Source organism: Streptomyces sp. NPDC002309, from assembly GCF_053593375.1.
The window spans coordinates 35,893-58,742 of sequence record NZ_JBSFCI010000002.1 but is presented as its reverse complement, the minus strand read 5'-3'; the positions used below and the strand labels follow the sequence as shown (position 1 = coordinate 58,742).

The window sequence follows — 22,850 nt, the reverse complement described above, 5'->3', positions numbered from 1 at the left end:
GCGTGCGCGCCGGGGACGCCCGGTCCTTCGACCAGGCGTCCCCGGCGCCGTACGGCAGCGGGAGCGCGCGGGCGGCACCGTCGCCCGCCCGCACCCCTGACGCCCCGACGAGCCGGCGGAGGGGGAGGTGCGCTCCGTCGCGCACAGCCGTTTCCACGGCCGCGGTGTCGCCGTGTCGCGGGAGCGCGCGGTGGTGCCGAGGCCGGGTCGCGGGCGGGGGTGTTCCCCGGAGACGGGGTGGCACGTTTCAGGGGCTTGTGGTGGCCGTGTTTTTACCACCGGGGGCACCACGATTCGCCTACGCGCGGTAAGTTTCTGGCCATGCCACGTGGACGTCACCGCCATTCACCGCCTTTGCACAGGCTGCTGCCCCCGTCGGCGATCGCAGGCGTCTCCCTCGTCTGCGCTCTCGGCCCCTGGGTGTTCACGGAACAGGCGCTGCTCCGCGGCCTCGCCGCCGCCGCGGCGGCGACGGCCGCCGCCGGTGCGGTCGTCATGCGCCGCTGGGACATCCAGGCCGGCAAGCAGGTGGCCGACCTCCTCCGCGCGCGGGCGAGCGACGAGTGGCGGCACGAGGAGCGCGTCGCCGAACTGGAGACCGATCTGGAGGAGTCGCGCGAGCTGCGCGGCAAGCTGGAACAGCGCCTCCGTGCCAAGCGCACCGAACTCGCCGGACTGCGCAACGAACACGCCGCTCTGCTGCGCCGGTACGCCAACGCCGAGACCGAGCGGGCGAGCGCCCTGGAGGGCCGCCGCCGGCTGGAGATCGAGGCCGCGGTTCCCGCGCCCGCGCTGCCGCCCGGGGCGGTCGCGGTCGCCGAGGACGCCGCCGAGGCCGGGGGCGAGGGCACCGACGAGGTCCTGACCGACGTATCCGACGCGGTATCCGACGAGGTCTCCACCGACATGTCCGACGCGGTATCCGCCGAGGTCTCCACCGACATGTCCGACGAGGTCTCCACCGACGTGTCCGACGAGGTCTCCGCCGAGTCCGTGGAGGAGAAGCCCGAGGCCCCGAAGCTGTTCTCCCCGGAGGGGTCCCGGCTGTTCCTGCGGGCCCAGGCCGCGTTGGTCCGCTTCGAGGCCGACCGGAACGCCGAGCCGGTACTGGAGCCGGCCGACGGGACGGAGGCGTCCGTCAAGGAGCCCGTGCCGGCCGATGCCGGGCGCGCCGCCGGTCCGGAGGCCGCGCAGGAGGACGAGGCGCGGGGGAAGACCGAGGCGGCCGACGCGCACGTGCACGCGGCCGCCACCACCCCCAGGGCCCCCCTGCAGCAGCCCACCGGCCACTACACCGTGCCCACCGCCGTCGCGGTGGTGCCCGCGTCCACGCCGGTACGCCGGCCCAGGGTCGAGGGCGGGTTCGACTTCTTCGGTACGAAGGGCGAGGCGTCCGCCGCGCTGGAGTCCGTCCAGAACGAGGACCTCGCCGACGTGGTCGGCCGGGAGGCGCTCGACCTGCACAAGGCCGACGCGGAGTTCAAGCCCGTGACCGCGGAGTCGCGGGGCGTCGGCCAGGTGATCGACCTGACGGCACACGACGAGACCGAGCAGATCGACATGCAGGGGCTGCGCAGCGCGGCCTCCTGAGCCCGCTCACCCGGAACCCCGCTCACCCGGAACCCGTTCCCGCGGGGGACTTCTCGGACGGCTTCACCGGAACGCCGTGCCGGGCGCGTCGGCGCCGGGCACGGCGTTCCTCACGCCATCCACCGGTCCGGCCGCGCCTCCCTGCGCCCGGTCCGTGACCGCTCGGCCTGGGCGCGCAGCATCCCGGCTGCCTCCTCGGCGTCCCGCAGCCGGGCCGTGACCGTCTTGCCGGCGCCCGTGTCCACGTGGACGTCCGCGAGCCGCCAGACCCGCATCCAGGGCCCCCGCGCCCACCGGACGCTCTGCACCTTGGCGTGCGGCACGAGCGCGACGGTGCGCCGGAGCAGTCCGTGCCGGGCCACGAACGCCGTGTCCGTGACGGTGCAGCCGTAGCCGCGCCACCACAGCGGCACGCAGCGGCCCGCGCGCCGCGGCGGGCGGGACAGGGACGCGGCGGGCGGTACGGTCACGCCGGGCAGCACGCGCGTGACGAGGGACTCCGCGATCTCGCGCGGGGCGACCGGCAGCAGCAGGGAGTTGGGCGAACCCGCCACGTCCAGCTCGACCCGCACCCAGCCGCGCCGCCGCCACAGCAGCGGCTCGACGATCCGCACCGTCTGGACCCGGCCCGGCGGCACCGTCTCGTGCGCGCGGTCCAGGAGCCCGCGGTCGATCCGGATGCCGTCCGGGGACTCGGCCACCGTCCAGTCGTACTCGGCGACGAACCGGCCCACACTGCTCGCGCCCGCCGCGCCGATCAGCGGGACGGCCGTCGCGACCACCGTCCACAGGTTGTGGGTGAAGAGCCACAGCACGATCGGTACGACGACGGCGGCGGCCAGCGTGGCCCAGGTGGCGCCGGTCAGCAGCAGCGAGACGGCGAGCACGCCGCCCGGCACGTGCAGCAGCCGCCGCTCCGGCGCCTCGCCCACCTCGTGGGCGGTCTCGGGCGCGAAACCGGCGGCACGCGCGAGGAGTTCGGCCCGCAGGGCGCGTGCGTCCGCCTCACTTAGGTAGGCGAGCTCGTCCTTCTTGTCCGTTCCTATGACGTCGAGTCTGAGTTTGGCGACGCCCGCCACGCGCGCGAGGAGCGGTCTGGTGACGTCGACGGCCTGGATGCGCTCCAGCCGGATGTGCGCGGTGCGCCGGAACAGCAGGCCGGTGCGGATGCGCAGTTCCGTCCCGGTCACCGCGAAGTGGGTGAACCACCAGCTGAGGAAGCCGTACAGCGCGGCGGCCGGTAGGACGACGGCCAGTGCTATGAGGAGCGTGGTCGTCGTGAGCCGGCTCAGTTGGCGGTGCGCCCCGTCCGGGTCGTGGACCGCCCATCCGATGAGCACCGCGACCGGTGCCCAGGCCCGCCGGAACGGCGTGACCGGGTGCAGCCGCCGCTCGGTCACCGTCACGTCGCCGCGTGCCTTGCCGTCGGTGCCCGGCTCGTCGGTGCCCGGCGTCGTCACAGCCCCGCCGATCGGGCCTGGCCCAGCTCGGTGAGCCGGTCGCGCAGCCGCTCCGCCTCGGCCGGGTCGAGTCCGGGGATGGTCGCGTCCGTCGCGGCGGCGGCCGTGTGGAGCTGGACGCTGGCCAGCCCGAAGTGCCGCTCGACGGGACCGGAGGTCACCTCGACCAGCTGCATCCGGCCGTAGGGCACCACCGTCACGGTGTGCCACAGCACGCCGCGGCTGATCAGCAGGTCGTCGGCGCGCTCGGCGTACCGCCAGGAGCGCCAGTTGCGTCCGATCAGCCACCAGCCCCACACCAGGAGCGCCAGCGGCAGCAGGGCGAAAGCGGCCCACGCGGGGCCAGCCAGCAACCCCGGCAGCAGGCCCGTGGCCAGCGTCAGCGACCCCATCCACACCACCAGCAACAGCCGCCGCATGCGCAGCAGGCCGGGCGGCAGCGCGGTCCAGGCCGCCTCGGCTTCCGCCGTCACCGTCGCCGTCGCCGGTCCGGCTTCCGCCGCTGCCGTTTTCCGGCCGTCCGCCGTCGTCGGCCCGGCTGCCGTCGTCCTGCCCTCCGCCGTCGCCGGCCCGGCTGCCGTGGTCCCGCCGTCCGCCGGTGCCGTCGTCCCGCGGTCCGCCGGGCGTGTGGACCCGCCGTCCTGCGGACCCGCCGTTCCGCCGGCCTCAGTGCTCCCCGTCTCCATACGGCCAGCCTACGTAGGACAGACTGTGTCCATGACTCCCAGGACGGAGACCACGGTCGGAATCGGCGGCGCCGCGGAGAGCACCGACATGGTGCTCAACATCGGCCCGCAGCATCCGTCCACGCACGGCGTGCTGCGCCTGCGACTGCTCCTCGACGGCGAGCGCATCACGAGCGCCGAACCGGTGATCGGCTACATGCACCGGGGCGCGGAGAAGCTGTTCGAGGCGCGGGACTACCGCCAGATCATCATGCTCGCCAACCGGCACGACTGGCTGTCGGCCTTCTCCAACGAGCTCGGCGTCGTCCTCGCCGTGGAGCGCATGCTCGGCATGGAGGTGCCCGCGCGCGCGGTGTGGACCCGCACGCTGCTCGCGGAGCTCAACCGGGTGCTCAACCATCTGATGTTCCTGGGCTCGTACCCGCTGGAGCTGGGCGGCATCACGCCGGTCTTCTACGCCTTCCGGGAACGGGAGGTCCTGCAGAACGTCATGGAGGAGGTCTCCGGCGGGCGGATGCACTACATGTTCAACCGCGTCGGCGGCCTCAAGGAGGACCTGCCGGCGGGCTGGACCGCACGCGCGCGTACCGCGGTCGCGGGGGTGCGCTCACGCATGGACCGGTTCGACGACCTGGTCCTCGGCAACGAGATCTTCCGCGGGCGCACGCGCGACGTCGGCAACCTCACGCCGGCCGCCGTCCACGCGTACGGCGTGAGCGGCCCGATCGCGCGTGGCTCGGGCGTCGACTTCGACCTGCGCCGCGACGAGCCGTATCTCGCCTACGGGGAGCTCCAGGACACCCTCAAGGTCGTGACCCGCTCCGAGGGGGACTGCCTGGCCCGGTTCGAGTGCCTGCTGGAGCAGACGCACAACGCGCTCGACCTGGCCGACGCCTGCCTCGACCGGATCGCCGAGCTGCCGCCGGGGCCGATCAACCAGCGGCTCCCGAAGGTGCTGAAGGCGCCCGAGGGGCACACGTACGCGTGGACCGAGAACCCGCTCGGCATCAACGGCTACTACCTCGTCAGCAAGGGCGACAAGACGCCGTACCGGCTGAAGCTGCGCTCGGCCTCGTACAACAACATCCAGGCGCTGACCGAGCTGCTCCCGGGGACGCTGGTGGCGGACATGGTGGCGATCCTGGGGTCGATGTTCTTCGTGGTGGGGGACATCGACAAGTAGGCGGTCCCGCGGGTGGCCCGGCCCGCGGCTCAGTCGGTGAGCGGGTCCCGGACGCCGACGGGCTGCACCAGCCAGCCGAAGCCGCCCAGCCCGCCTGGCGCCGTCAGCTCGGCGGCCTCGCCGGCGCCCGCGAGGGCGCGCAGATAGGCGGCGGGGTCGGTGGTGGCCAGCGTGAGCGGGGGGCGTGCGCCCGCCACGCCCAGGGCGCGCAGGGCGTCGCGCTGGGTCAGCGCGCGCCCGCCGGGGAGCCCGCACGCGTCCAGCGCCACATGGGCCGTGATGTCGCACGACCCGTCCGGCACCGGCGCCGTCCCCCGCCCGTCGCGGAAGCCGGTGAGGGTGCCGAAGGGCGGGCGGGCGTCCGCCGTGTGCCCGTAGTCCACGGCGACCGCCAGTCCCCGCTCGACGCGCGCCACGACCGACGCCCACGCCGTGTCCCTCGGCAGCCCGATCTCCGCGCGCCGCCCCTCCTCGGCCGGCCCCGGCCACCAGCGCGCGAGCCACTCGGCCGCCGCCCCGGCCACCGGCTCCCCGAGCCGTTCGGTGCCGTCCCGCCGTACCAGCACCAGCCGCCACACCCCCGCGGAGTCGGCCTCGGCGACGTCCAGGGGGACGTTGTCCAGCCACTCGTTGGCGAACAGCAGCCCCGTGACGCCCTCGGGGCACTCCGTCCGCCACTCGATGCGGTGATCGAGCCCGGCCGGACGGTCGGCGATCTCGACGGCGTACGCGCGCGTGCGGGCGGCCAGTGCGGCGGGCAGCGCGGCCAGCACCCCGGTCACCAGTTCGCCCCGCCCGGCCGCCATGTCGACGAAGTCGAGGTAGTCCGGGTGCCCCAGCGCGTCGTCGAGGCGGCTCAGCAGCCGTGCCACCGCCTGCGCGAACAGCGGCGACGCGTGCACCGACGTACGGAAGTGCCCGGCAGGTCCCTCGGGCCTGCGGTAGAAGCCGCCGGGGCCGTACAGCGCCGCCTCCATGGCCGCGCGCCACCCCCGCCACCGCTCTTCCCCGGACTCCGTGCCGCCCGCCGCGCCGCTGTTCACGGGGCAAGGCTAGGCGCATGCCCGCAGGGCGGGGCCGGGTGCAGGGGAAAGCGGAACCTCCACCTTGCGGAGTACACGTATCGCGTCCGGATCGGCCCTCCGGTTGACTCCCGCACGCACGACGCTTCCCTACGCTGGGTCACGTGCAGCGCCTCTACGACTTCCTCCGCCGACACCCGACATGGGTCGACGGCTTCTGGGCCCTCGTCCTGTTCGGGATCTCCGTCGTGGGCGCGGTCACCGCGGAGGAGAGCGGCCGGGGCGATGAGCCGGCCTTCTTCGTGCCGGTCACGCTGGCCCTCTGCCTGGTGCTGACGCTGCGCCGGCGCATGCCGGAGAAGATGCTGGTGCTCGCGGCGGCCGTGGGGGTCGCGCAGCTCGCACTGGACGTGGGTCCGCTGCCCGCGAACTTCGCGATGCTGGTGATCGTCTACACCGTGGCCGCGGTGGGGGAGCTCTGGGCCTCGCGGTTCGCCCTGGCCGGCGGTCTGTGCGCGGCACCGCTGGCGCAGTTCCGCTGGCCGGAGCCCGGGACCGGCGTCGCGGGCAATATCGCGCTGGGGATCTTCCTGACGGTGCCGTTCGCCCTCGCCTGGGTGCTCGGCGACTCCATCCGCACCCGCCGCGCCTACTTCGCGCAGCTGGAGGAGCGCGCCTCCCGGCTGGAGAAGGAGCGCGAGGCGCAGTCCAAGGTCGCGGTCGCCGCCGAGCGCGCCCGGATCGCGCGCGAACTGCACGACGTGGTCGCGCACAACGTGTCGGCCATGGTGGTGCAGGCCGACGGCGCCGCGTACGTCCTCGACGCCGCGCCCGACCAGGCCAAGAAGGCTCTGGAGACCATCTCCTCGACCGGCCGCCAGGCCCTCGCCGAGATGCGCCGCCTGCTCGGCGTGCTGCGCACCGGCGAGCACCAGGAGGGCGGGGAGTACGTCCCGCAGCCCGATGTCCAGCAGATCGAGGACCTGGTCGAGCAGTGCCGGACCTCCGGACTGCCTGTCGACTTCAAGGTCGAGGGCACGCCGCGCCCGCTGCCCAGCGGCGTCGAGCTGACCGCCTACCGCATCGTGCAGGAGGCGCTGACCAACACGCGCAAGCACGGCGGGCCCGACGCCGGCGCCAGCGTGCGCCTGGTCTACTTCGACGACGGCCTCGGTCTGCTCGTCGAGGACGACGGCAAGGGCGCCCCGCACGAGCTGTACGAGGAGGGCGGCCTCGACGGCCAGGGCCACGGCCTGATCGGCATGCGGGAGCGCGTCGGCATGGTCGGCGGCACGCTGGACGCGGGCCCCCGCCCCGGCGGAGGATTCCGCATCAGTGCGCTGCTACCGCTCAAACCGGCGCATTGACGCATTCGCACGCCGCCCGTTGACACCTGTCACGCCCCGGACGACTTCGCACCCACGACCTTCGAGACGGATACGGAAGAGGACCCCATGACGATCCGCGTGATGCTCGTCGACGACCAGGTGCTGCTGCGCACCGGGTTCCGGATGGTGCTCGCCGCGCAACCGGACATGGAGGTCGTGGCGGAGGCGGGCGACGGCGTCGAGGCCATCCAGGTGCTGCGCTCGACCGCGGTCGACGTGGTGCTGATGGACGTACGCATGCCCAAGCTGGACGGTGTGGAGGCCACCCGGCGGATCTGCGCGGACCCGAACCCGCCGAAGGTGCTCATCCTGACCACCTTCGACCTGGACGAGTACGCCTTCTCGGGGCTGAAGGCCGGCGCCTCCGGCTTCATGCTCAAGGACGTGCCGCCCGGCGAACTGCTCGCCGCCATCCGCTCCGTGCACAGCGGTGACGCCGTCGTGGCCCCGTCGACCACCCGGCGCCTGCTGGACCGGTTCGCGCCGATGCTGCCCAGCGCCGGGAAGGAACCGCAGCACAAGGAGCTGGAGCGGCTCACCGACCGGGAGCGCGAGGTGATGGTGCTGGTCGCCCAGGGGCTGTCGAACGGGGAGATCGCGGCCCGGCTGGTGCTCTCCGAGGCGACGGTCAAGACACATGTCGGGCGCATCCTCACCAAGCTGGGGCTGCGGGACCGGGTGCAGGTGGTCGTCCTGGCGTACGAGACGGGGCTCGTACGGGCCGGCGGCAACGGCTGAGCCGCCGCGGCCGGCCGACCACGGCTGCCCCGGGAGCGCGGGCGTCGGGGTGTACGACGAGATCGTCGCGGTGAAGGAGGCACGGCTGCCCTCGGCGCGCGGGCGTCGGTAGGGTCTGCGCATGCTCCTGTGGATCAACGGCCCCTTCGGGGGCGGCAAGACACAGACCGCACACGAGATACGGCGCCGGCTGCCCGGCAGCGTGCTCTGCGACCCGGAGCAGGTGGGCTTCGGCCTCCACCGCATGCTCCCGCCTGCTTTGCGCGGCGACTTCCAGGACCTGGTCTCCTGGCGGCAGGGCGTCGTCGAGGTCCTCGACCTCGCCCTCACCCGCCACGAGGGTGTCGTCGTCGCCCCGATGACGGTCACCGACTCCGGCCACTTCGCCGAGACCGTCGGACGGCTGCGGGAACTCGGCCACGACGTGCGGCACTTCACGCTCCTCGCCGAGCGCGAGACCGTGCTCGAACGGCTGCGGGAGCGGAGGATCGGACATCAGCTCCAGCACGTCGCGGGGAGGAACCCCGGGCCGGGCGGCGAGAGTCGGGCGGTACGCCAGCTCGACCACTGCCTGGAGCGGCTGCGCGAGCCGGAGTTCGCCGAGCATCTGTGGACCGACCACACGACCGTGCCGAAGACGGCCGACCGGATCGCCGTCCTCGCCGGGCTGAGCCTCCGGCCCAACGACGAAGGGCCGCTGCGCACCCGGCTGCGGCAGGCGCGGGTGGGCATCCGGCACATCCGCTTCGACTGACGCGCGCTCCCGAGGTCGCACCTGGCTCAGCGGGGCCCTGCGGGGCCGCCGACGGCTGTCTGAGGATGCCCTCCAGGAAGTCGCTGCCGAGCCGCGCCACCACCGACACGTCCAGCTGGTGCAGGACGTACCGCCCGCGGCCTGCCTTCCCGTCGGCGCCGGCCGGGATGCTTCCCGCCCACGACAGGGAAAGACGCTCCCGCTACGGCAGCCGGAACGCTCCCGCCGGCGGCAGCCGGAACGCTCCCGCTACGGCAGCCGGAACGCTCCCGCTACGGCAGCCGTGCCGCGAACTCCGCGACCGCCGCCCTCACGTCCTCGGCCGTCCACTCCAGGCCCGGGGCCCTCATATGGACCTCGGTGAGGGACAGCCCCGGGCCTTTCCACTCCCAGCCGTGGGTGAAGAGCATGGTCCCCGTCTCCTCGGCCGTCCGGACCGCGGCCTCCATGGCGACTTCGGCGTCGTAGGGCAGCCAGACCTGGAAGTCGTGGGTGTGCGGCACCTCGGGGTACACGCGCGCCCACGGCACGCCGGCCGCCGCGAAACCCTCGCGCAGCGCGGCGGCCACCACGCGCGCGTGGGCCACGTACCGCGGCAGCCGGGGCAGTTCCCGCTCCAGACCGATCAGCGCGGACAGCACGGTGGGGAACTGCTGGAACACCTGCCCGCCGTACCTGTGACGCCAGACCTTCGCCTCCTCGACGAGGGTCTTCGGGCCGGCCAGCGCGGCGCCTCCGAAGCCGTCGAGCGACTTGTAGAACGACACGTACACGCTGTCCGCCAGACCCGCGATCTCGCTCAGCGGGCGGTCGAAGTGGACGGTGGTCTCCCACAGGCGCGCGCCGTCGAAGTGCACCACCGCGTCGCGCTCCCGGGCGGCCTCCACCACCTCGGTCAGCTCCTCCCAGGTGGGCAGCACGAAACCGGCGTCCCGGAGGGGGAGTTCGAGCATGAGCGCCCCGAAGGGCTCCTCGAAGTCGCGGACCTCGGCGGCGGTCGGCAGCCGTGGCTCACTGGTCACCCGCACCGGACGCAGACCGCTGACCTGGCTGAAGGCGTTCCGCTCGTGCACCTCGGGGTGGCTCAGCGCGTGCAGGGCGACGGTGGTGTCGCCGGTGCGGCCGGCCCAGCAGCGCAGGGCCACCTGCTGTGCCATCGTGCCCGTCGGGAAGACGGCGGCGGCCTCCAGGCCGAGCAGTGCGGCGACCCTCTCCTCCAGAGCCTCGACGACGCCGTTGCCGTAGATGTCCGACGGCTGGTCCAGGTCGTAGACGTCCTTCGCCGCGTCCAGCACGGCCAGGCGCTCCTGGAGGGTCTTCTGGAATCCGTGGCGCGCGAACACGCGCCGCGCACCGCGCTGGGCGGCGATCCGCCGGTCGCGGAGCCGCTCACGCCGTTCCTCGTCGGACACCTGGTCCTCGTCGGACACCCGTTCTTCGTCGGCCACCTGGCCCTTTTCGGGTACCTGGCCCTCGTCGGCTACCTGGTCCTCGTCGGACACCTGGCCCTGGTGGCCTTCGCCCCGCCCCGTCGTGTCAGTCATGCCCGGATCATGCCCCGCGACCGTTCGCTCCGGCACCCGCATTTCCCCGGGGCGCTCCCCGCGTGCGCGGCGTGCGACGGCCCACAGCCTGTGGACGACCGGACGCCGCCCGAACCAATCGCGTTAACATGACGAGAAATCGTCCGGTACCCGGAGCGGACTGGAACGGGAAGGCCACCGTCGCGTGAGTACAAGCCAACAGCCAGATCCGAGGGAACGCCCCGCGCGGCTCAGCGTCGGCGTCGTCGGCGCCGGCCGGGTGGGCCCTGTGCTGGCCGCCTCGCTCCAGCTCGCCGGGCACCGCCCGGTGGCCGTCTCCGCCGTCTCCGACACCTCCAGGAAACGGGCGGCGCTGCTCCTGCCCGGCGTTCCCGTGGTCCCGCCCGCCGAGGTGCTGGAGCGCGCCGACCTGGTCCTGCTGACGGTCCCCGACGACACCCTGCCGGGCCTCGTGGACGGCCTCGCCGCCACCGGCGCGGTACGGCCGGGGCAACTGCTCGCGCACACCTCCGGGCGGTACGGCGCGAAGGTCCTGGAGCCCGCTCTGCGGGCCGGGGGGCTGCCGCTGGCCCTGCACCCCGCCATGACGTTCACAGGGACGCCGGTGGACGTCCAGCGCCTCGCAGGGTGCTCTTTCGGGGTCACCGCCCCCGAAGAACTGCGGCTGGCCGCCGAGGCGCTCGTCATCGAGATGGGCGGCGAGCCGGAGTGGATCGCCGAGGAGAGCCGCCCGCTCTACCACGCGGCCCTCGCCCTGGGCGCCAACCATCTGGTCACGCTGGTCGCCCAGTCCATGGAACTGCTGCGCGCGGCGGGCGTGGACGCCCCCGACCGGATGCTCGGCCCGCTGCTCGGCGCCGCCCTGGACAACGCGCTGCGCTCCGGTGACGCGGCGCTGACCGGTCCCGTCGCGCGCGGGGACGCCGGTACGGTCGCCGCGCACGTCACCGAGTTGCGCCGGCACGCCCCGCAGGCCGTCGCCGGCTACCTGGCGATGGCCCGCGCCACCGCCGACCGCGCGCTCGCGCACGGGCTGCTGAAGCCGGAACTCGCACAGGACCTGCTCGGGGTACTCGCCGCGGACACGAACCCGCCCGGGAACGGGGGAGAGCGATGAGCCGCCGCAGGAGCCTCGCACTCGTCCCCACGCCGGACGACCTGGCGGGGGTGCGCGCACAGCACGCCGCACCCGGCCGCGCCGCCGTGGTGATGACGATGGGCGCCCTGCACGACGGCCACGCCACCCTCGTCCGCACCGCGCGCGGGCACGTCGGGCCGGACGGCTTCGTCGTCGTCACGGTCTTCGTCAACCCGCTGCAGTTCGGCAAGGGCGAGGACCTCGACCGCTATCCGCGCACCCTGGAGGCCGACCTCAAGATCGCCGAGCAGGCGGGCGCGGACGTCGTGTTCGCCCCCGCGGTGGACGTGGTCTACCCCGGCGGCGAGCCCCAGGTCCGCATCAGCGCGGGCGTCATGGGGGAGCGCCTGGAGGGCGCCTCACGGCCCGGCCACTTCGACGGCATGCTCACCGTCGTCGGCAAGCTGCTCCACCTCACCCGTCCCGACGTGGCCTTCTTCGGGCAGAAGGACGCCCAGCAGCTCGCCCTCATCCGCCGTATGGCGCGGGACCTGAACTTCGGCGTCGAGATCGTCGGCGTGCCGACCGTGCGCGAGGACGACGGCCTCGCCCTGTCCAGCCGCAACCGCTACCTCTCGCCCCAGGAGCGGCGCACGGCGCTCGCGCTGTCCCACGCGCTGTTCGCGGGCCGCGACCGGCACGCGGCCCAGGAGGCGCTGCGCGCGCGGGCGCGTGAGGTGCCCGCCACGCACGCGCGTGCCGAGGCGCTGAGCGCCATCGGCGAGTCCCGCGCCGCCGCCGACGCGCACGCCGTCGCCAAGGCGGTCCCCGGCGGCCCGTCCGCCGTACGCGCCGCCGCCCGCACGGTCCTCGACGACGCCGTCCGCCTCGACCCGCCGCTGGCACTGGACTACGTGGCCCTGGTGGACCCCGAGGACTTCACCGAGATCGACGACGGCTTCACGGGAGAGGCCGTCCTCGCGGTGGCCGCCAAGGTCGGTACGACCCGGCTGATCGACAACATCCCCCTCACCTTCGGAGCCGCCTCGTGACCAGCACAGGCATACGACTGCACGCCCCCGCTCCGGGCTGGTCCATCTCCGCCGACGTCGTGGTAGTCGGCTCCGGCGTCGCCGGCCTGACGGCCGCGCTGCGCTGCGAGGCCGCCGGCCTGCGCACGGTCGTCGTCACCAAGGCACGCCTCGACGACGGCTCCACGCGCTGGGCGCAGGGCGGCATCGCCGCCGCCCTGGGCGAGGGCGACACCCCCGAGCAGCACCTGGACGACACCCTGGTGGCCGGCGCCGGGCTGTGCGATGAGGACGCGGTGCGCATCCTCGTCACCGAGGGCCCCGACGCCGTTCGCCGCCTCATCGAGACCGGCGCGCACTTCGACGAGTCCACCGAGGGCGAACTGGCCCTCACCCGCGAGGGCGGCCACCACCGCCGCCGTATCGCGCACGCGGGCGGCGACGCGACCGGCGCGGAGATCTCCCGCGCCCTCGTCGAGGCGGTACGCGCGCGTGGTCTGCGCACGATCGAGAACGCCCTGGTCCTCGACCTGCTCACGGACGCCGAAGGGCGCGCGGCGGGTGTCACCCTGCACGTCATGGGCGAGGGCCAGCACGACGGCGTGGGCGCGGTGCACGCGCCCGCGGTGGTGCTGGCGACCGGCGGCATGGGCCAGGTCTTCTCGGCGACGACCAACCCCTCGGTCTCCACGGGCGACGGCGTGGCCCTCGCCCTGCGCGCGGGCGCGGAGGTCAGCGACCTCGAGTTCGTCCAGTTCCACCCCACCGTGCTGTTCCTGGGCCCCGAGGCGGAGGGCCAGCAGCCCCTGGTCTCCGAGGCGGTACGGGGCGAGGGCGCGCACCTGGTGGACGCCGGCGGCGTGCGCTTCATGGTGGGACAGCACGAGCTCGCCGAACTCGCCCCCCGCGACATCGTGGCCAAGGGCATCATGCGGCGGATGCAGGAGCAGGACGCCGAGCACATGTTCCTCGACGCCCGGCACTTCGGCGCCGACATGTGGGAGCACCGCTTCCCCACGATCCTGGCCGCCTGCCGCGCCCACGGCATCGACCCGGTCCACGAACCGATCCCGATCGCCCCGGCCGCCCACTACGCCTCCGGGGGCGTCCGCACGGACTCCCAGGGCCGGACGACGGTCCCCGGTCTGTACGCGTGCGGGGAGGTGGCCTGCACGGGCGTGCACGGTGCCAACCGGCTCGCCTCCAACAGCCTTCTCGAGGGCCTGGTCTACGCCGAGCGGATCGTCCACGACATCGTGGTGACGCACGGTCGTGACGGCCTCCACGCGCGCGTGCCGGCCCCTCTCCCGCATCCGGAGCAGCCCGCGCACCCCCTCCTGGCCCCCGAGGACCGCTTCACGATCCAGCGGATCATGACCGAGGGCGCCGGGGTGCTGCGCTCCGCCGACTCCCTCAGCAAGGCGGCCGGGCAGCTCCAGCGCCTGCACGCCGACGCCCGCGAGGCCCTGCACGAGAACGGCAAGACGGCCGAGCCCGGCGTGGACACCTGGGAGGCCACCAACCTGCTCTGCGTGGCCCGCGTCCTGGTGACCGCCGCGGAACTCCGCGAGGAGACCCGGGGCTGCCACTGGCGCGAGGACCACCCCGACCGTGACGACACCGCGTGGCACCGCCACATCGTCGTCAGGCTCAATCCGGACCGCACACTCGCCGTATGCACCACCGATACCGCAGACTTCCCCCCAACCGGGCAGTACCACCCGGCGCACCGTCCCCAGGAGCAGTGACAGCAGTGAGCACCCCCGACCTTCCCCTCGTCCCGTCCGACGGCTGCGGTGACGGCTGCGCCTGCGGCGCGGACGAGGAGGCGTACCTGGAGTGCGGGCTCGACCCCGCGCTCGCCCAGCTCCTGGCCGACGCCGGACTCGACCCCGTGGAGGTCGAGGACATCGCCAACATGGCGATCCAGGAGGACCTCGCCGGCGGCGTGGACGTGACGACGGTCGCGACCATCCCCGAGGACGCGGTGGCGACGGCCGACTTCGTGGCACGCGAGGCGGGCGTCGTCGCCGGCCTCCGGGTCGCCGAGGCCGTGATGTCGATCGTCTGCGAGGACGAGTTCGAGGTCGAGCGGCACGTCGAGGACGGCGACCGCGTGACGGAAGGCCAGAAGCTCCTCTCCGTCACCACCCGCACCCAGGACCTCCTGACGGCCGAACGCAGCGCGCTGAACCTCCTGTGCCGCCTGTCGGGCATCGCGACGGCCACCCGCGCGTGGGCGGACGCGCTCGAAGGGACCACGGCGAAGGTCCGCGACACCCGCAAGACCACGCCGGGCCTGCGCTCCCTGGAGAAGTTCGCCGTCCGCTGCGGCGGCGGCGTCAACCACCGCATGTCCCTCTCCGACGCGGCTCTGGTCAAGGACAACCACGTGGTCGCGTCGGGCGGCGTCGCCCAGGCGTTCAAGGCGGTCCGGGAGACCTTCCCGGACGTCCCGATCGAGGTCGAGGTCGACACGCTGCACCAGCTCCGCGAGGTCGTGGACGCCGGCGCCGACCTGATCCTGCTGGACAACTTCACGCCCGGCGAGTGCGAGGAGGCCGTCGCCCTCGTGCACGGCCGCGCGGCCCTGGAGGCGTCCGGCCGCCTCACCCTCGCCAACGCCAGGGCCTACGCCGACACCGGCGTCGACTACCTGGCCGTGGGCGCCCTGACGCACTCCGCGCCGATCCTGGACATCGGCCTGGATCTGCGAGCGGCGGAGTAGGGAGCGGGAACCGGCCATGCTGCTGACGATCGACGTAGGCAACACCCACACCGTCCTCGGCCTGTTCGACGGCGAGGACATCGTCGAACACTGGCGCATTTCCACCGACGCCCGCCGCACCGCGGACGAGCTCGCGGTCCTCCTCCAGGGCCTGATGGGCATGCACCCCCTCCTCGGCGACGACCTGGGCGACGGCATCGACGGCATCGCGATCTGCGCCACCGTCCCCTCCGTCCTCCACGAACTCCGCGAGGTGACCCGCCGCTACTACGGCGACGTCCCCGCCGTCCTCGTCGAACCGGGCGTCAAGACGGGCGTCCCGATCCTGACCGACAACCCCAAGGAGGTCGGCGCCGACCGCATCATCAACGCCGTGGCGGCGGTCGAGCTCTTCGGCGGCCCGGCCATCGTGGTGGACTTCGGCACGGCGACGACGTTCGACGCGGTCAGCGCGCGCGGGGAGTACATCGGCGGCGTCATCGCCCCCGGCATCGAGATCTCCGTCGAGGCCCTCGGCGTCAAGGGCGCCCAGCTCCGCAAGATCGAGGTGGCCCGCCCCCGCAGCGTGATCGGCAAGAACACGGTCGAGGCCATGCAGTCCGGCATCATCTACGGCTTCGCGGGCCAGGTCGACGGAGTCGTCAACCGCATGGCCCGCGAACTCGCCACGGACCCCGACGACGTCACCGTGATCGCGACGGGCGGCCTGGCCCCCATGGTCCTGGGCGAGTCCTCGGTGATCGACGAACACGAGCCCTGGCTGACCCTGATAGGCCTCCGCCTGGTCTACGAACGCAACGTCTCCCGCATGTAGCCCCCAGAGCCCCCCACAACAAAGGAACCGACCCCGCACCCGCCCACGCCGGGAAGGGACCGCGCCCGGGCCCGGGCGCAGGCCCGCCCGCAACGGAGCCGCACCCGCGCACGGACAGGAGGGCACCGTGCCGTGGGCGTCTGCCCCCGGGACCCGCAGTCGCACGCGGCGGGAAGGGGTCGGGCCGGGGGGTGTCCGCCCGCAGCGGTTGGCGCGTCAACCCGGGTGAGTCGGTGAGAGACCGATTCCGCGCCGTTCCGAGGACGGACACCCCCCGGCCCGGCCCCGACGAAACCCGCACCGTGGGCGCCACGCGCACCCCCACCGAACAGCCGATGCGCCGCAGGCACCCGGCACCCCACATCCACACCCCACCCCCCGTCCACCCGAGTGGCACCCACGCCACACCCACCCTCCTACCGCCCGGTTTGTCTGATTAGCGCGTATCGTCGCCGCATGCCCACGCCACACGGATCCCGCGGCGGCATGGCGTTCGGTGCGGCGGAGCTGCGTGTGCTCCGACGCGCTCTCGCCCTCGCCCTCCACCCCGGCCAGAGCTCGGCCGAGGACGTCCAGGACTGCCATCGCCTGGCCGAGTCGCTCGACGAGGCGATGCACGAGGGTGCCCGCCTGCGGGCCTTCCTCGTGGCCGACCTGGCCCGGTACCGCGCCGCCCTCCCAGGCACCGCGGCCGGCTACCTCACGCTCCTGGAGGAGGCCATGCGCGCCGGACACCGCCCCCACCCCGACGACCTGGCCGCCCTCCGGGCCCTCCGGGGCAACCCCAGGGCCGCGGCGCTCCTGGACGACCGCCAAGCCGCCGCACCCCTCACCGCCCGCATCCCGGCCTCCCGCAGCCACCTCCACGCCCTTCCCGGCGGTCTGGCGAACCCCGCGTCCGCGCTCGCCCCGCACGCCGACGCGGAGGATCCGGCCGCGACACCGGAGCGCAAACCCGAGAAGCAGCCGACGGAGAAGCCCGCGCCGCCCTCCCCGGCCGCACCCGGCTCCACTCCGAAACCGGCCCGTCGCCCCGTCCCCACCCCCGGCGAGGTCTTCCCCCGTCGCAAGCCACCCCAGCCCCCGGCGACGCCTTCACAGCGGCTCGCGGCGGTCTGACGCCCGCCGGTACCCGCCCGACGCCCGCCCGGCGCTCAGGCGCGGCCCCCGGCGAGCCCCCCGGACGCCCGCCACTACCCTGGACCCATGGACTACGTCTCCGCGCTTCTCCCCCCGGTCGTCATGGCCGTCTTCTTCATCGGCGTGATCCGGGTGATCGTGAAGACCCAGGGCGGCGCCAACAAGGCCAAGGAGGACGCGGCCGTGGACGCCGCGCTCGCCCGCGCCGAGGGCACCCGGCAGTCCTCCACGACCTCCGTGACCGGCGACGCCTGACGGACGGCGGCACCAGCCCAGGGCGTACGACTCGACCCGAGTCGTACGCCCTTTTTGTTCGCCTTCGCCCAGAAAAGTTCCTGTCCGCCACGCCATAAGCCTGATTTCCTACTATTGTGCTGAGTTGTGCCTCGCCCATTGGGAGAACTCGAAGACGCGGTCATGACGCGGGTGTGGAAGTGGAACCGCCCGGTGACCGTCCGAGAAGTCCTGGAAGATCTTCAGCAGGGACGGTCCATCGCCTACACCACGGTGATGACCGTGCTGGACAATCTCCATCAGAAGGGCTGGGTCCGCCGCGAGTCGGAAGGCCGCGCCTATCGATATGAGGCGGTCTCCACCCGGGCCGCCTACGCCGCGGCGCTGATGAACGACGCCTGGTCGCAGAGCGACAACGCCGCGGCGGCGCTCGTCGCCTTCTTCGGCATGATGAGCGAGGAACAGCGCCAGGCGCTGCGGGACGCGATGCGCGTCGTGAGCATCCCGGAAACCGAGCCGGCCCGGAGCGCCGGAGGAGCCGCAGCGGCCGAAGCCGCGAATACCCGCTCCGATACGACGGACAACGGGCCGGACAAGGCGACCGCCGACGAGAACGACGGCAGGCCCGACAAGCCCACCGGTCCCCTCCCCGACATCTCCGCCGAGAACCCCGGCTCCGCCCCGGAGGCCTCCGGGCGATAGCGTCCGCTCATGTCCGCAGAGAGCCCCTCCGCCGAGAACCCCGAAGTCACCGCTAAAGCCATCACCGTCCGCCGGGCCCGGACCAGCGATGTTCCCGCCGTCCGCCGTCTCCTCGACTCGTTCGTCCGCGGCGGCATCCTGCTCGACAAAGCCACGGTGACGCTTTACGAGGACATCCAGGAGTTCTGGGTCGCTGAACGGGACGACAACGCCGAGGTCGTCGGCTGCGGCGCACTGCACGTGATGTGGGAAGACCTCGCGGAAGTCCGCACTCTCGCTGTGAAGCCCGGCCTCAAGGGCGCCGGCGTCGGCCATCAGTTGCTGGAGAAGTTGCTGCAGACGGCACGGTGGCTCGGTGTTCGCCGGGTTTTCTGTCTGACCTTCGAAGTCGACTTCTTCGGCCGGCACGGCTTCGTGGAGATCGGCGAGACGCCGGTGGACACCGATGTCTACACGGAGCTGCTGCGTTCCTATGACGAGGGCGTAGCGGAGTTCCTGGGTCTCGAACGAGTGAAACCGAACACCTTGGGCAACAGCCGGATGCTTCTGCATCTGTGATCGCCGGGGGTATGCCGCCGGTTTGCGGGTATGCCCGAGTATTCCGCCCCGGTCCGCTGCCCGGGTTCCCTATGTCCGAAACGCGTATGTTTCCGGGCGGGGGCCGTCCACCGGCCTGTCCCGGGGGGTTTGTGTTTTTCCAGCAAAAGCGGTTTGCTTTCCGACGTACTGCAGTACTGCATATAACAGGGGGCGGCGAAACGGCGGACGCCGCAGAACCTCGGCCCTCAACGTTATCGATGAAAGGAAATACGGTGGCACAGAAGGTTCAGGTCCTTCTTGTCGACGACCTCGACGGCGGCGAGGCGGACGAGACGGTGACGTTCGCGCTGGACGGTAAGACGTACGAGATCGATCTCACGACCTCCAATGCGGACAAGTTGCGCAGCCTTCTCGACCCCTATGTGAAGGGTGGCCGACGTACCGGTGGCCGTGCTTCCGGTGGGCGTGGAAAGGCGCGTGCCGTGTCCGGTGGCAGCCAGGACACCGCCGCGATCCGTGCGTGGGCGAAGGAGAACGGTTACGAGGTCAACGACCGTGGCCGTGTCCCGGCGTCCATTCGTGAGGCTTACGAGAAGGCCAACGGCTGAGCACACGCGCGTCGCAGCCGGATCCGGTGGCAGTGTGCCGCCACCGTGTCCAGCAGTCGTACGAGATCGGGGGCGCCCCCAGGGCCCCCCATGGCCGACAGTGTCGGCAGCGAGGCCTCGACCTCGCACCCCGGCTCGGGGGGCCGCAACCACACGGCGGCCCCCTGCAGAGAACCCGGCCCCTCCCCGCAGCGGCCCCCGGGAACCCCGGAGCCCTCGCCCACCCCGCTCCCCTCGGGCCGCGCGGCGAACTCCTCGCCGGCCCGGCCGGCCCCCGCCCCGTCCGGCGGAAGCGGAGCCTCGATGGAGGCGTCCCCGACTTCCCCGCCGATGACCCGCAGATCCAGCGGCAGGCCACCCCACTCCAGCCAGTCGAGCACCCCCGGCAGTTCCTCGGCGCTCCCCGGGGCCACCAGCAGCCGCATCCGGTCCCCCCGGACGGCGACGGGAGAGCCCTGGACGAGGTGGCGCAGTCCCGCACGGCCCGCCTCGGCCGGTACGTCCAGGACGTCGAAGCGCGAGCCCACCGACAGACGGACCGGCGTGCCCGGCACGGTCGGCCAGCCCAGCGCGTGCTCGTACCACCGCCTCACCCGATCGCCCTCGTCGAACGGGCTTCGTGGAGGCGGAACCCAGGGCGCTGCGCCGGCCATGCCCAGCGGAACCGTCAGAACGGCGTTCGAGTTACGCTGGGTGGTGCTGTTGAAGCACAGAGTGGCGAAAAAGGGGGCGTGTGGGGGTGCGGGGTGGCGCAAGGTTGTTCGCCCGTAGCGGAGGGAACGGGGGCGCACGGCATGGAGTGTCAGTGCGAGCGGGTAAGACATCCCTAGTGGGAGGGGGCGACACGCAGACAGGGCCGTCTCGCGTTCGCCATCGGCGTACTGATGGTGAGGGTAACTGCCTGGCCTGCGGGAACATCGTCTCGCACCATCAGGTTGGAGCATATGTCGGCGTTCGAGGTCAGGAGGCCATCGACGGTGTCGGCAGTTGGAATGAGCGGTCCCCGCTTGCGGGACTAAGCTGCGGAAGGACAGGGAGGGGAAGTTCCCCCCACTGCCTGACCGCTCTGAGGAGCGATTAACGATGTTCGAGAGGTTCACCGACCGCGCGCGGCGGGTTGTCGTCCTGGCTCAGGAAGAAGCCCGGATGCTCAACCACAACTACATCGGCACCGAGCACATCCTCCTGGGCCTGATCCACGAGGGTGAGGGTGTCGCCGCCAAGGCCCTTGAGAGCCTCGGGATTTCGCTCGAGGCGGTCCGCCAGCAGGTGGAGGAGATCATCGGCCAGGGCCAGCAGGCCCCGTCCGGGCACATTCCCTTCACCCCTCGTGCCAAGAAGGTCCTGGAGCTGTCGCTCCGCGAGGCCCTTCAGCTGGGTCACAACTACATCGGCACGGAGCACATCCTGCTCGGCCTGATCCGTGAGGGCGAGGGCGTCGCCGCCCAGGTCCTGGTCAAGCTGGGCGCTGATCTGAACCGGGTGCGGCAGCAGGTGATCCAGCTGCTCTCCGGCTACCAGGGCAAGGAGACCGCCACCGCCGGCGGGCCTGCCGAGGGCACCCCCTCGACGTCCCTGGTCCTCGACCAGTTCGGCCGGAACCTCACCCAGGCCGCTCGTGAGTCCAAGCTCGACCCGGTCATCGGGCGCGAGAAGGAGATCGAGCGGGTCATGCAGGTGCTGTCCCGCCGTACCAAGAACAACCCGGTCCTGATCGGTGAGCCCGGCGTCGGCAAGACCGCCGTCGTCGAGGGCCTCGCTCAGGCCATCGTCAAGGGCGAGGTGCCCGAGACCCTCAAGGACAAGCACCTCTACACCCTGGACCTCGGCGCCCTGGTCGCCGGCTCCCGCTACCGCGGTGACTTCGAGGAGCGCCTGAAGAAGGTGCTCAAGGAGATCCGCACCCGCGGCGACATCATCCTGTTCATCGACGAGCTGCACACGCTGGTCGGTGCGGGTGCCGCCGAGGGCGCCATCGACGCCGCGAGCATCCTCAAGCCGATGCTGGCGCGTGGTGAGCTGCAGACCATCGGCGCCACCACGCTGGACGAGTACCGCAAGCACCTGGAGAAGGACGCGGCCCTCGAGCGCCGCTTCCAGCCCATCCAGGTCGCCGAGCCGTCCCTGCCGCACACGATCGAGATCCTCAAGGGTCTGCGTGACCGGTACGAGGCGCACCACCGTGTCTCGATCACCGACGAGGCGCTGGTCCAGGCCGCCACCCTGGCCGACCGCTACATCTCGGACCGCTTCCTGCCGGACAAGGCGATCGACCTGATCGACGAGGCCGGTTCCCGGATGCGCATCCGCCGCATGACCGCGCCGCCGGACCTGCGCGAGTTCGACGAGAAGATCGCCGGTGTCCGCCGGGACAAGGAGTCCGCGATCGACTCGCAGGACTTCGAGAAGGCGGCCTCCCTGCGCGACAAGGAGAAGCAGCTCCTCGCCGCCAAGGCGAAGCGGGAGAAGGAGTGGAAGGCCGGCGACATGGACGTCGTCGCCGAGGTCGACGGCGACCTGATCGCCGAGGTCCTCGCCACGGCCACCGGCATCCCGGTCTTCAAGCTGACCGAGGAGGAGTCCTCGCGTCTGCTGCGCATGGAGGACGAGCTCCACAAGCGGGTCATCGGCCAGATCGACGCCGTCAAGGCGCTGTCGAAGGCGATCCGCCGTACGCGTGCGGGTCTGAAGGACCCGAAGCGCCCCGGTGGTTCGTTCATCTTCGCCGGCCCGTCCGGTGTCGGTAAGACCGAGCTGTCCAAGGCCCTCGCCGAGTTCCTCTTCGGTGACGAGGACGCGCTGATCTCCCTCGACATGTCGGAGTTCAGCGAGAAGCACACGGTGTCGCGTCTCTTCGGTTCGCCCCCCGGCTACGTGGGCTACGAAGAGGGCGGCCAGCTGACCGAGAAGGTCCGCCGCAAGCCGTTCTCCGTCGTCCTCTTCGACGAGGTGGAGAAGGCCCACCCGGACATCTTCAACTCGCTGCTGCAGATCCTGGAGGACGGTCGACTGACCGACTCCCAGGGCCGGGTCGTGGACTTCAAGAACACGGTCATCATCATGACGACCAACCTCGGCACCCGGGACATCTCCAAGGGCTTCAACCTGGGCTTCGCCGCCGCGGGTGACACGAAGTCCAACTACGAGCGCATGAAGAACAAGGTCTCGGACGAGCTCAAGCAGCACTTCCGGCCCGAGTTCCTCAACCGTGTCGACGACGTGGTCGTCTTCCCGCAGCTGACCCAGGACGACATCCTGCGGATCGTCGACCTGATGGTCGGCAAGGTGGACGAGCGCCTGAAGGACCGGGACATGGGCATCGAGCTCTCCCCGTCCGCCAAGGAGCTGCTGGCGCAGAAGGGTTACGACCCCGTGCTGGGTGCCCGGCCGCTGCGCCGCACCATCCAGCGCGAGATCGAGGACTCCCTGTCGGAGAAGATCCTCTTCGGCGAGCTGCGCCCCGGCCACATCGTGGTCGTGGACACCGAGGGCGAGGGCGAAGCCAAGACCTTCACCTTCCGGGGTGAGGAGAAGGCGGCCCTGCCGGACGTCCCGCCGATCGAGCAGGCGGCCGGTGGAGCGGGTCCGAACCTGAGCAAGGACGCGTAAC

The 22,850-nt window shown here is 72.4% G+C and carries 21 protein-coding genes; 16 read left to right on the top strand and 5 right to left on the bottom strand.

The genetic code is table 11. The annotated features are described in order from the left end of the window. Window positions 1-321: 321 nt before the first annotated feature. On the top strand, window positions 322-1,590 hold the full coding sequence (locus ACWCPM_RS01760) for a hypothetical protein (protein ID WP_450974142.1): 1,269 nt from the start codon (window positions 322-324) through the stop codon (window positions 1,588-1,590). A gap of 110 nt (window positions 1,591-1,700) precedes the next feature. Here ACWCPM_RS01760 and ACWCPM_RS01755 read toward each other — a convergent pair whose 3' ends face one another. After that, entirely contained in the window at window positions 1,701-3,050 is a 1,350-nt protein-coding gene (locus tag ACWCPM_RS01755; RefSeq protein ID WP_450974141.1) for a PH domain-containing protein, read from the bottom strand. Continuing rightward, window positions 3,047-3,523 (bottom strand): PH domain-containing protein, encoded by a 477-nt coding sequence (locus tag ACWCPM_RS01750; protein ID WP_450974374.1) that lies wholly within the window; start codon window positions 3,521-3,523, stop codon window positions 3,047-3,049. The genes ACWCPM_RS01755 and ACWCPM_RS01750 overlap by 4 nt, the downstream gene beginning before the upstream one ends. 244 nt (window positions 3,524-3,767) lie before the next feature. Here ACWCPM_RS01750 and ACWCPM_RS01745 point away from each other — a divergent pair, with 244 nt between their 5' ends. Next, window positions 3,768-4,919, top strand: coding sequence for an NADH-quinone oxidoreductase subunit D (locus tag ACWCPM_RS01745; RefSeq protein WP_450974140.1), 1,152 nt, complete (start codon window positions 3,768-3,770; stop codon window positions 4,917-4,919). Between the two features lie 29 nt (window positions 4,920-4,948). Here the strand turns inward: ACWCPM_RS01745 and ACWCPM_RS01740 are convergent, their stop codons facing one another. Further along, complete coding sequence (locus tag ACWCPM_RS01740) at window positions 4,949-5,896, bottom strand: SAM-dependent methyltransferase (RefSeq protein WP_450974373.1); 948 nt, start codon at window positions 5,894-5,896, stop codon at window positions 4,949-4,951. 209 nt (window positions 5,897-6,105) lie between these two features. On the opposite strand from ACWCPM_RS01740, the gene ACWCPM_RS01735 reads away from it, so the two are divergent. The 3 genes from ACWCPM_RS01735 to ACWCPM_RS01725 all read left to right on the top strand — a co-directional run bounded on the left by ACWCPM_RS01735 (window position 6,106) and on the right by ACWCPM_RS01725 (window position 8,821). Then, entirely contained in the window at window positions 6,106-7,308 is a 1,203-nt protein-coding gene (locus ACWCPM_RS01735; RefSeq protein WP_450974139.1) for a sensor histidine kinase, read from the top strand. Window positions 7,309-7,395: 87 nt separating this feature from the next. Beyond that, on the top strand, window positions 7,396-8,067 hold the full coding sequence (locus tag ACWCPM_RS01730; protein WP_450974138.1) for a response regulator transcription factor: 672 nt from the start codon (window positions 7,396-7,398) through the stop codon (window positions 8,065-8,067). 121 nt (window positions 8,068-8,188) lie between these two features. Next, window positions 8,189-8,821 carry an AAA family ATPase gene (locus tag ACWCPM_RS01725; protein ID WP_450974137.1) on the top strand — a complete coding sequence of 211 codons (633 nt, stop codon included), beginning with the start codon at window positions 8,189-8,191 and terminating at the stop codon, window positions 8,819-8,821. A 272-nt stretch (window positions 8,822-9,093) separates the two neighbouring features. Here the strand turns inward: ACWCPM_RS01725 and ACWCPM_RS01720 are convergent, their stop codons facing one another. After that, a complete protein-coding gene (locus ACWCPM_RS01720; RefSeq protein WP_450974136.1) occupies window positions 9,094-10,365 on the bottom strand; it encodes a threonine aldolase family protein in 1,272 nt (423 codons plus the stop codon). Window positions 10,366-10,549: 184 nt separating this feature from the next. On the opposite strand from ACWCPM_RS01720, the gene ACWCPM_RS01715 reads away from it, so the two are divergent. The 10 genes from ACWCPM_RS01715 (at window position 10,550) to ACWCPM_RS01670 (ending at window position 19,240) form a co-directional block, all read left to right on the top strand. Then, on the top strand, window positions 10,550-11,482 hold the full coding sequence (locus tag ACWCPM_RS01715; RefSeq protein ID WP_450974135.1) for a Rossmann-like and DUF2520 domain-containing protein: 933 nt from the start codon (window positions 10,550-10,552) through the stop codon (window positions 11,480-11,482). Continuing rightward, a complete protein-coding gene (gene panC / locus ACWCPM_RS01710) occupies window positions 11,479-12,495 on the top strand; it encodes a pantoate--beta-alanine ligase (RefSeq protein ID WP_450974134.1) in 1,017 nt (338 codons plus the stop codon). The genes ACWCPM_RS01715 and panC overlap by 4 nt, the downstream gene beginning before the upstream one ends. Next, window positions 12,492-14,222 (top strand): L-aspartate oxidase, encoded by a 1,731-nt coding sequence (locus ACWCPM_RS01705; protein ID WP_450974133.1) that lies wholly within the window; start codon window positions 12,492-12,494, stop codon window positions 14,220-14,222. The genes panC and ACWCPM_RS01705 overlap by 4 nt, the downstream gene beginning before the upstream one ends. Before the next feature lie 5 nt (window positions 14,223-14,227). Beyond that, the gene (nadC, locus tag ACWCPM_RS01700; protein WP_450974132.1) at window positions 14,228-15,202 is read left to right on the top strand and encodes a carboxylating nicotinate-nucleotide diphosphorylase; all 975 of its coding nucleotides are present in this window, start codon (window positions 14,228-14,230) and stop codon (window positions 15,200-15,202) included. A 16-nt stretch (window positions 15,203-15,218) separates the two neighbouring features. Continuing rightward, window positions 15,219-16,016 carry a type III pantothenate kinase gene (locus tag ACWCPM_RS01695; RefSeq protein ID WP_450974131.1) on the top strand — a complete coding sequence of 266 codons (798 nt, stop codon included), beginning with the start codon at window positions 15,219-15,221 and terminating at the stop codon, window positions 16,014-16,016. Window positions 16,017-16,472: 456 nt separating this feature from the next. Then, the gene (locus ACWCPM_RS01690) at window positions 16,473-17,135 is read left to right on the top strand and encodes a hypothetical protein (protein WP_450974130.1); all 663 of its coding nucleotides are present in this window, start codon (window positions 16,473-16,475) and stop codon (window positions 17,133-17,135) included. An 87-nt stretch (window positions 17,136-17,222) separates the two neighbouring features. Further along, on the top strand, window positions 17,223-17,411 hold the full coding sequence (locus tag ACWCPM_RS01685) for a hypothetical protein (RefSeq protein ID WP_450974129.1): 189 nt from the start codon (window positions 17,223-17,225) through the stop codon (window positions 17,409-17,411). 162 nt (window positions 17,412-17,573) lie between these two features. Further along, on the top strand, window positions 17,574-18,092 hold the full coding sequence (locus ACWCPM_RS01680) for a BlaI/MecI/CopY family transcriptional regulator (RefSeq protein WP_450974372.1): 519 nt from the start codon (window positions 17,574-17,576) through the stop codon (window positions 18,090-18,092). 9 nt (window positions 18,093-18,101) lie between these two features. Next, window positions 18,102-18,650 (top strand): amino-acid N-acetyltransferase, encoded by a 549-nt coding sequence (locus ACWCPM_RS01675; RefSeq protein ID WP_450974128.1) that lies wholly within the window; start codon window positions 18,102-18,104, stop codon window positions 18,648-18,650. A 254-nt stretch (window positions 18,651-18,904) separates the two neighbouring features. Continuing rightward, entirely contained in the window at window positions 18,905-19,240 is a 336-nt protein-coding gene (locus ACWCPM_RS01670; RefSeq protein ID WP_450974127.1) for a histone-like nucleoid-structuring protein Lsr2, read from the top strand. Here the strand turns inward: ACWCPM_RS01670 and ACWCPM_RS01665 are convergent. Continuing rightward, entirely contained in the window at window positions 19,219-19,893 is a 675-nt protein-coding gene (locus ACWCPM_RS01665; RefSeq protein WP_450974126.1) for an SCO3374 family protein, read from the bottom strand. The two genes, ACWCPM_RS01670 and ACWCPM_RS01665, sit on opposite strands and share 22 nt — an antisense overlap. Before the next feature lie 430 nt (window positions 19,894-20,323). Between ACWCPM_RS01665 and ACWCPM_RS01660 the strand changes: the two genes are divergently transcribed. Then, entirely contained in the window at window positions 20,324-22,849 is a 2,526-nt protein-coding gene (locus tag ACWCPM_RS01660; protein ID WP_450974125.1) for an ATP-dependent Clp protease ATP-binding subunit, read from the top strand. The last annotated feature ends 1 nt before the right edge of the window (window position 22,850 follow it).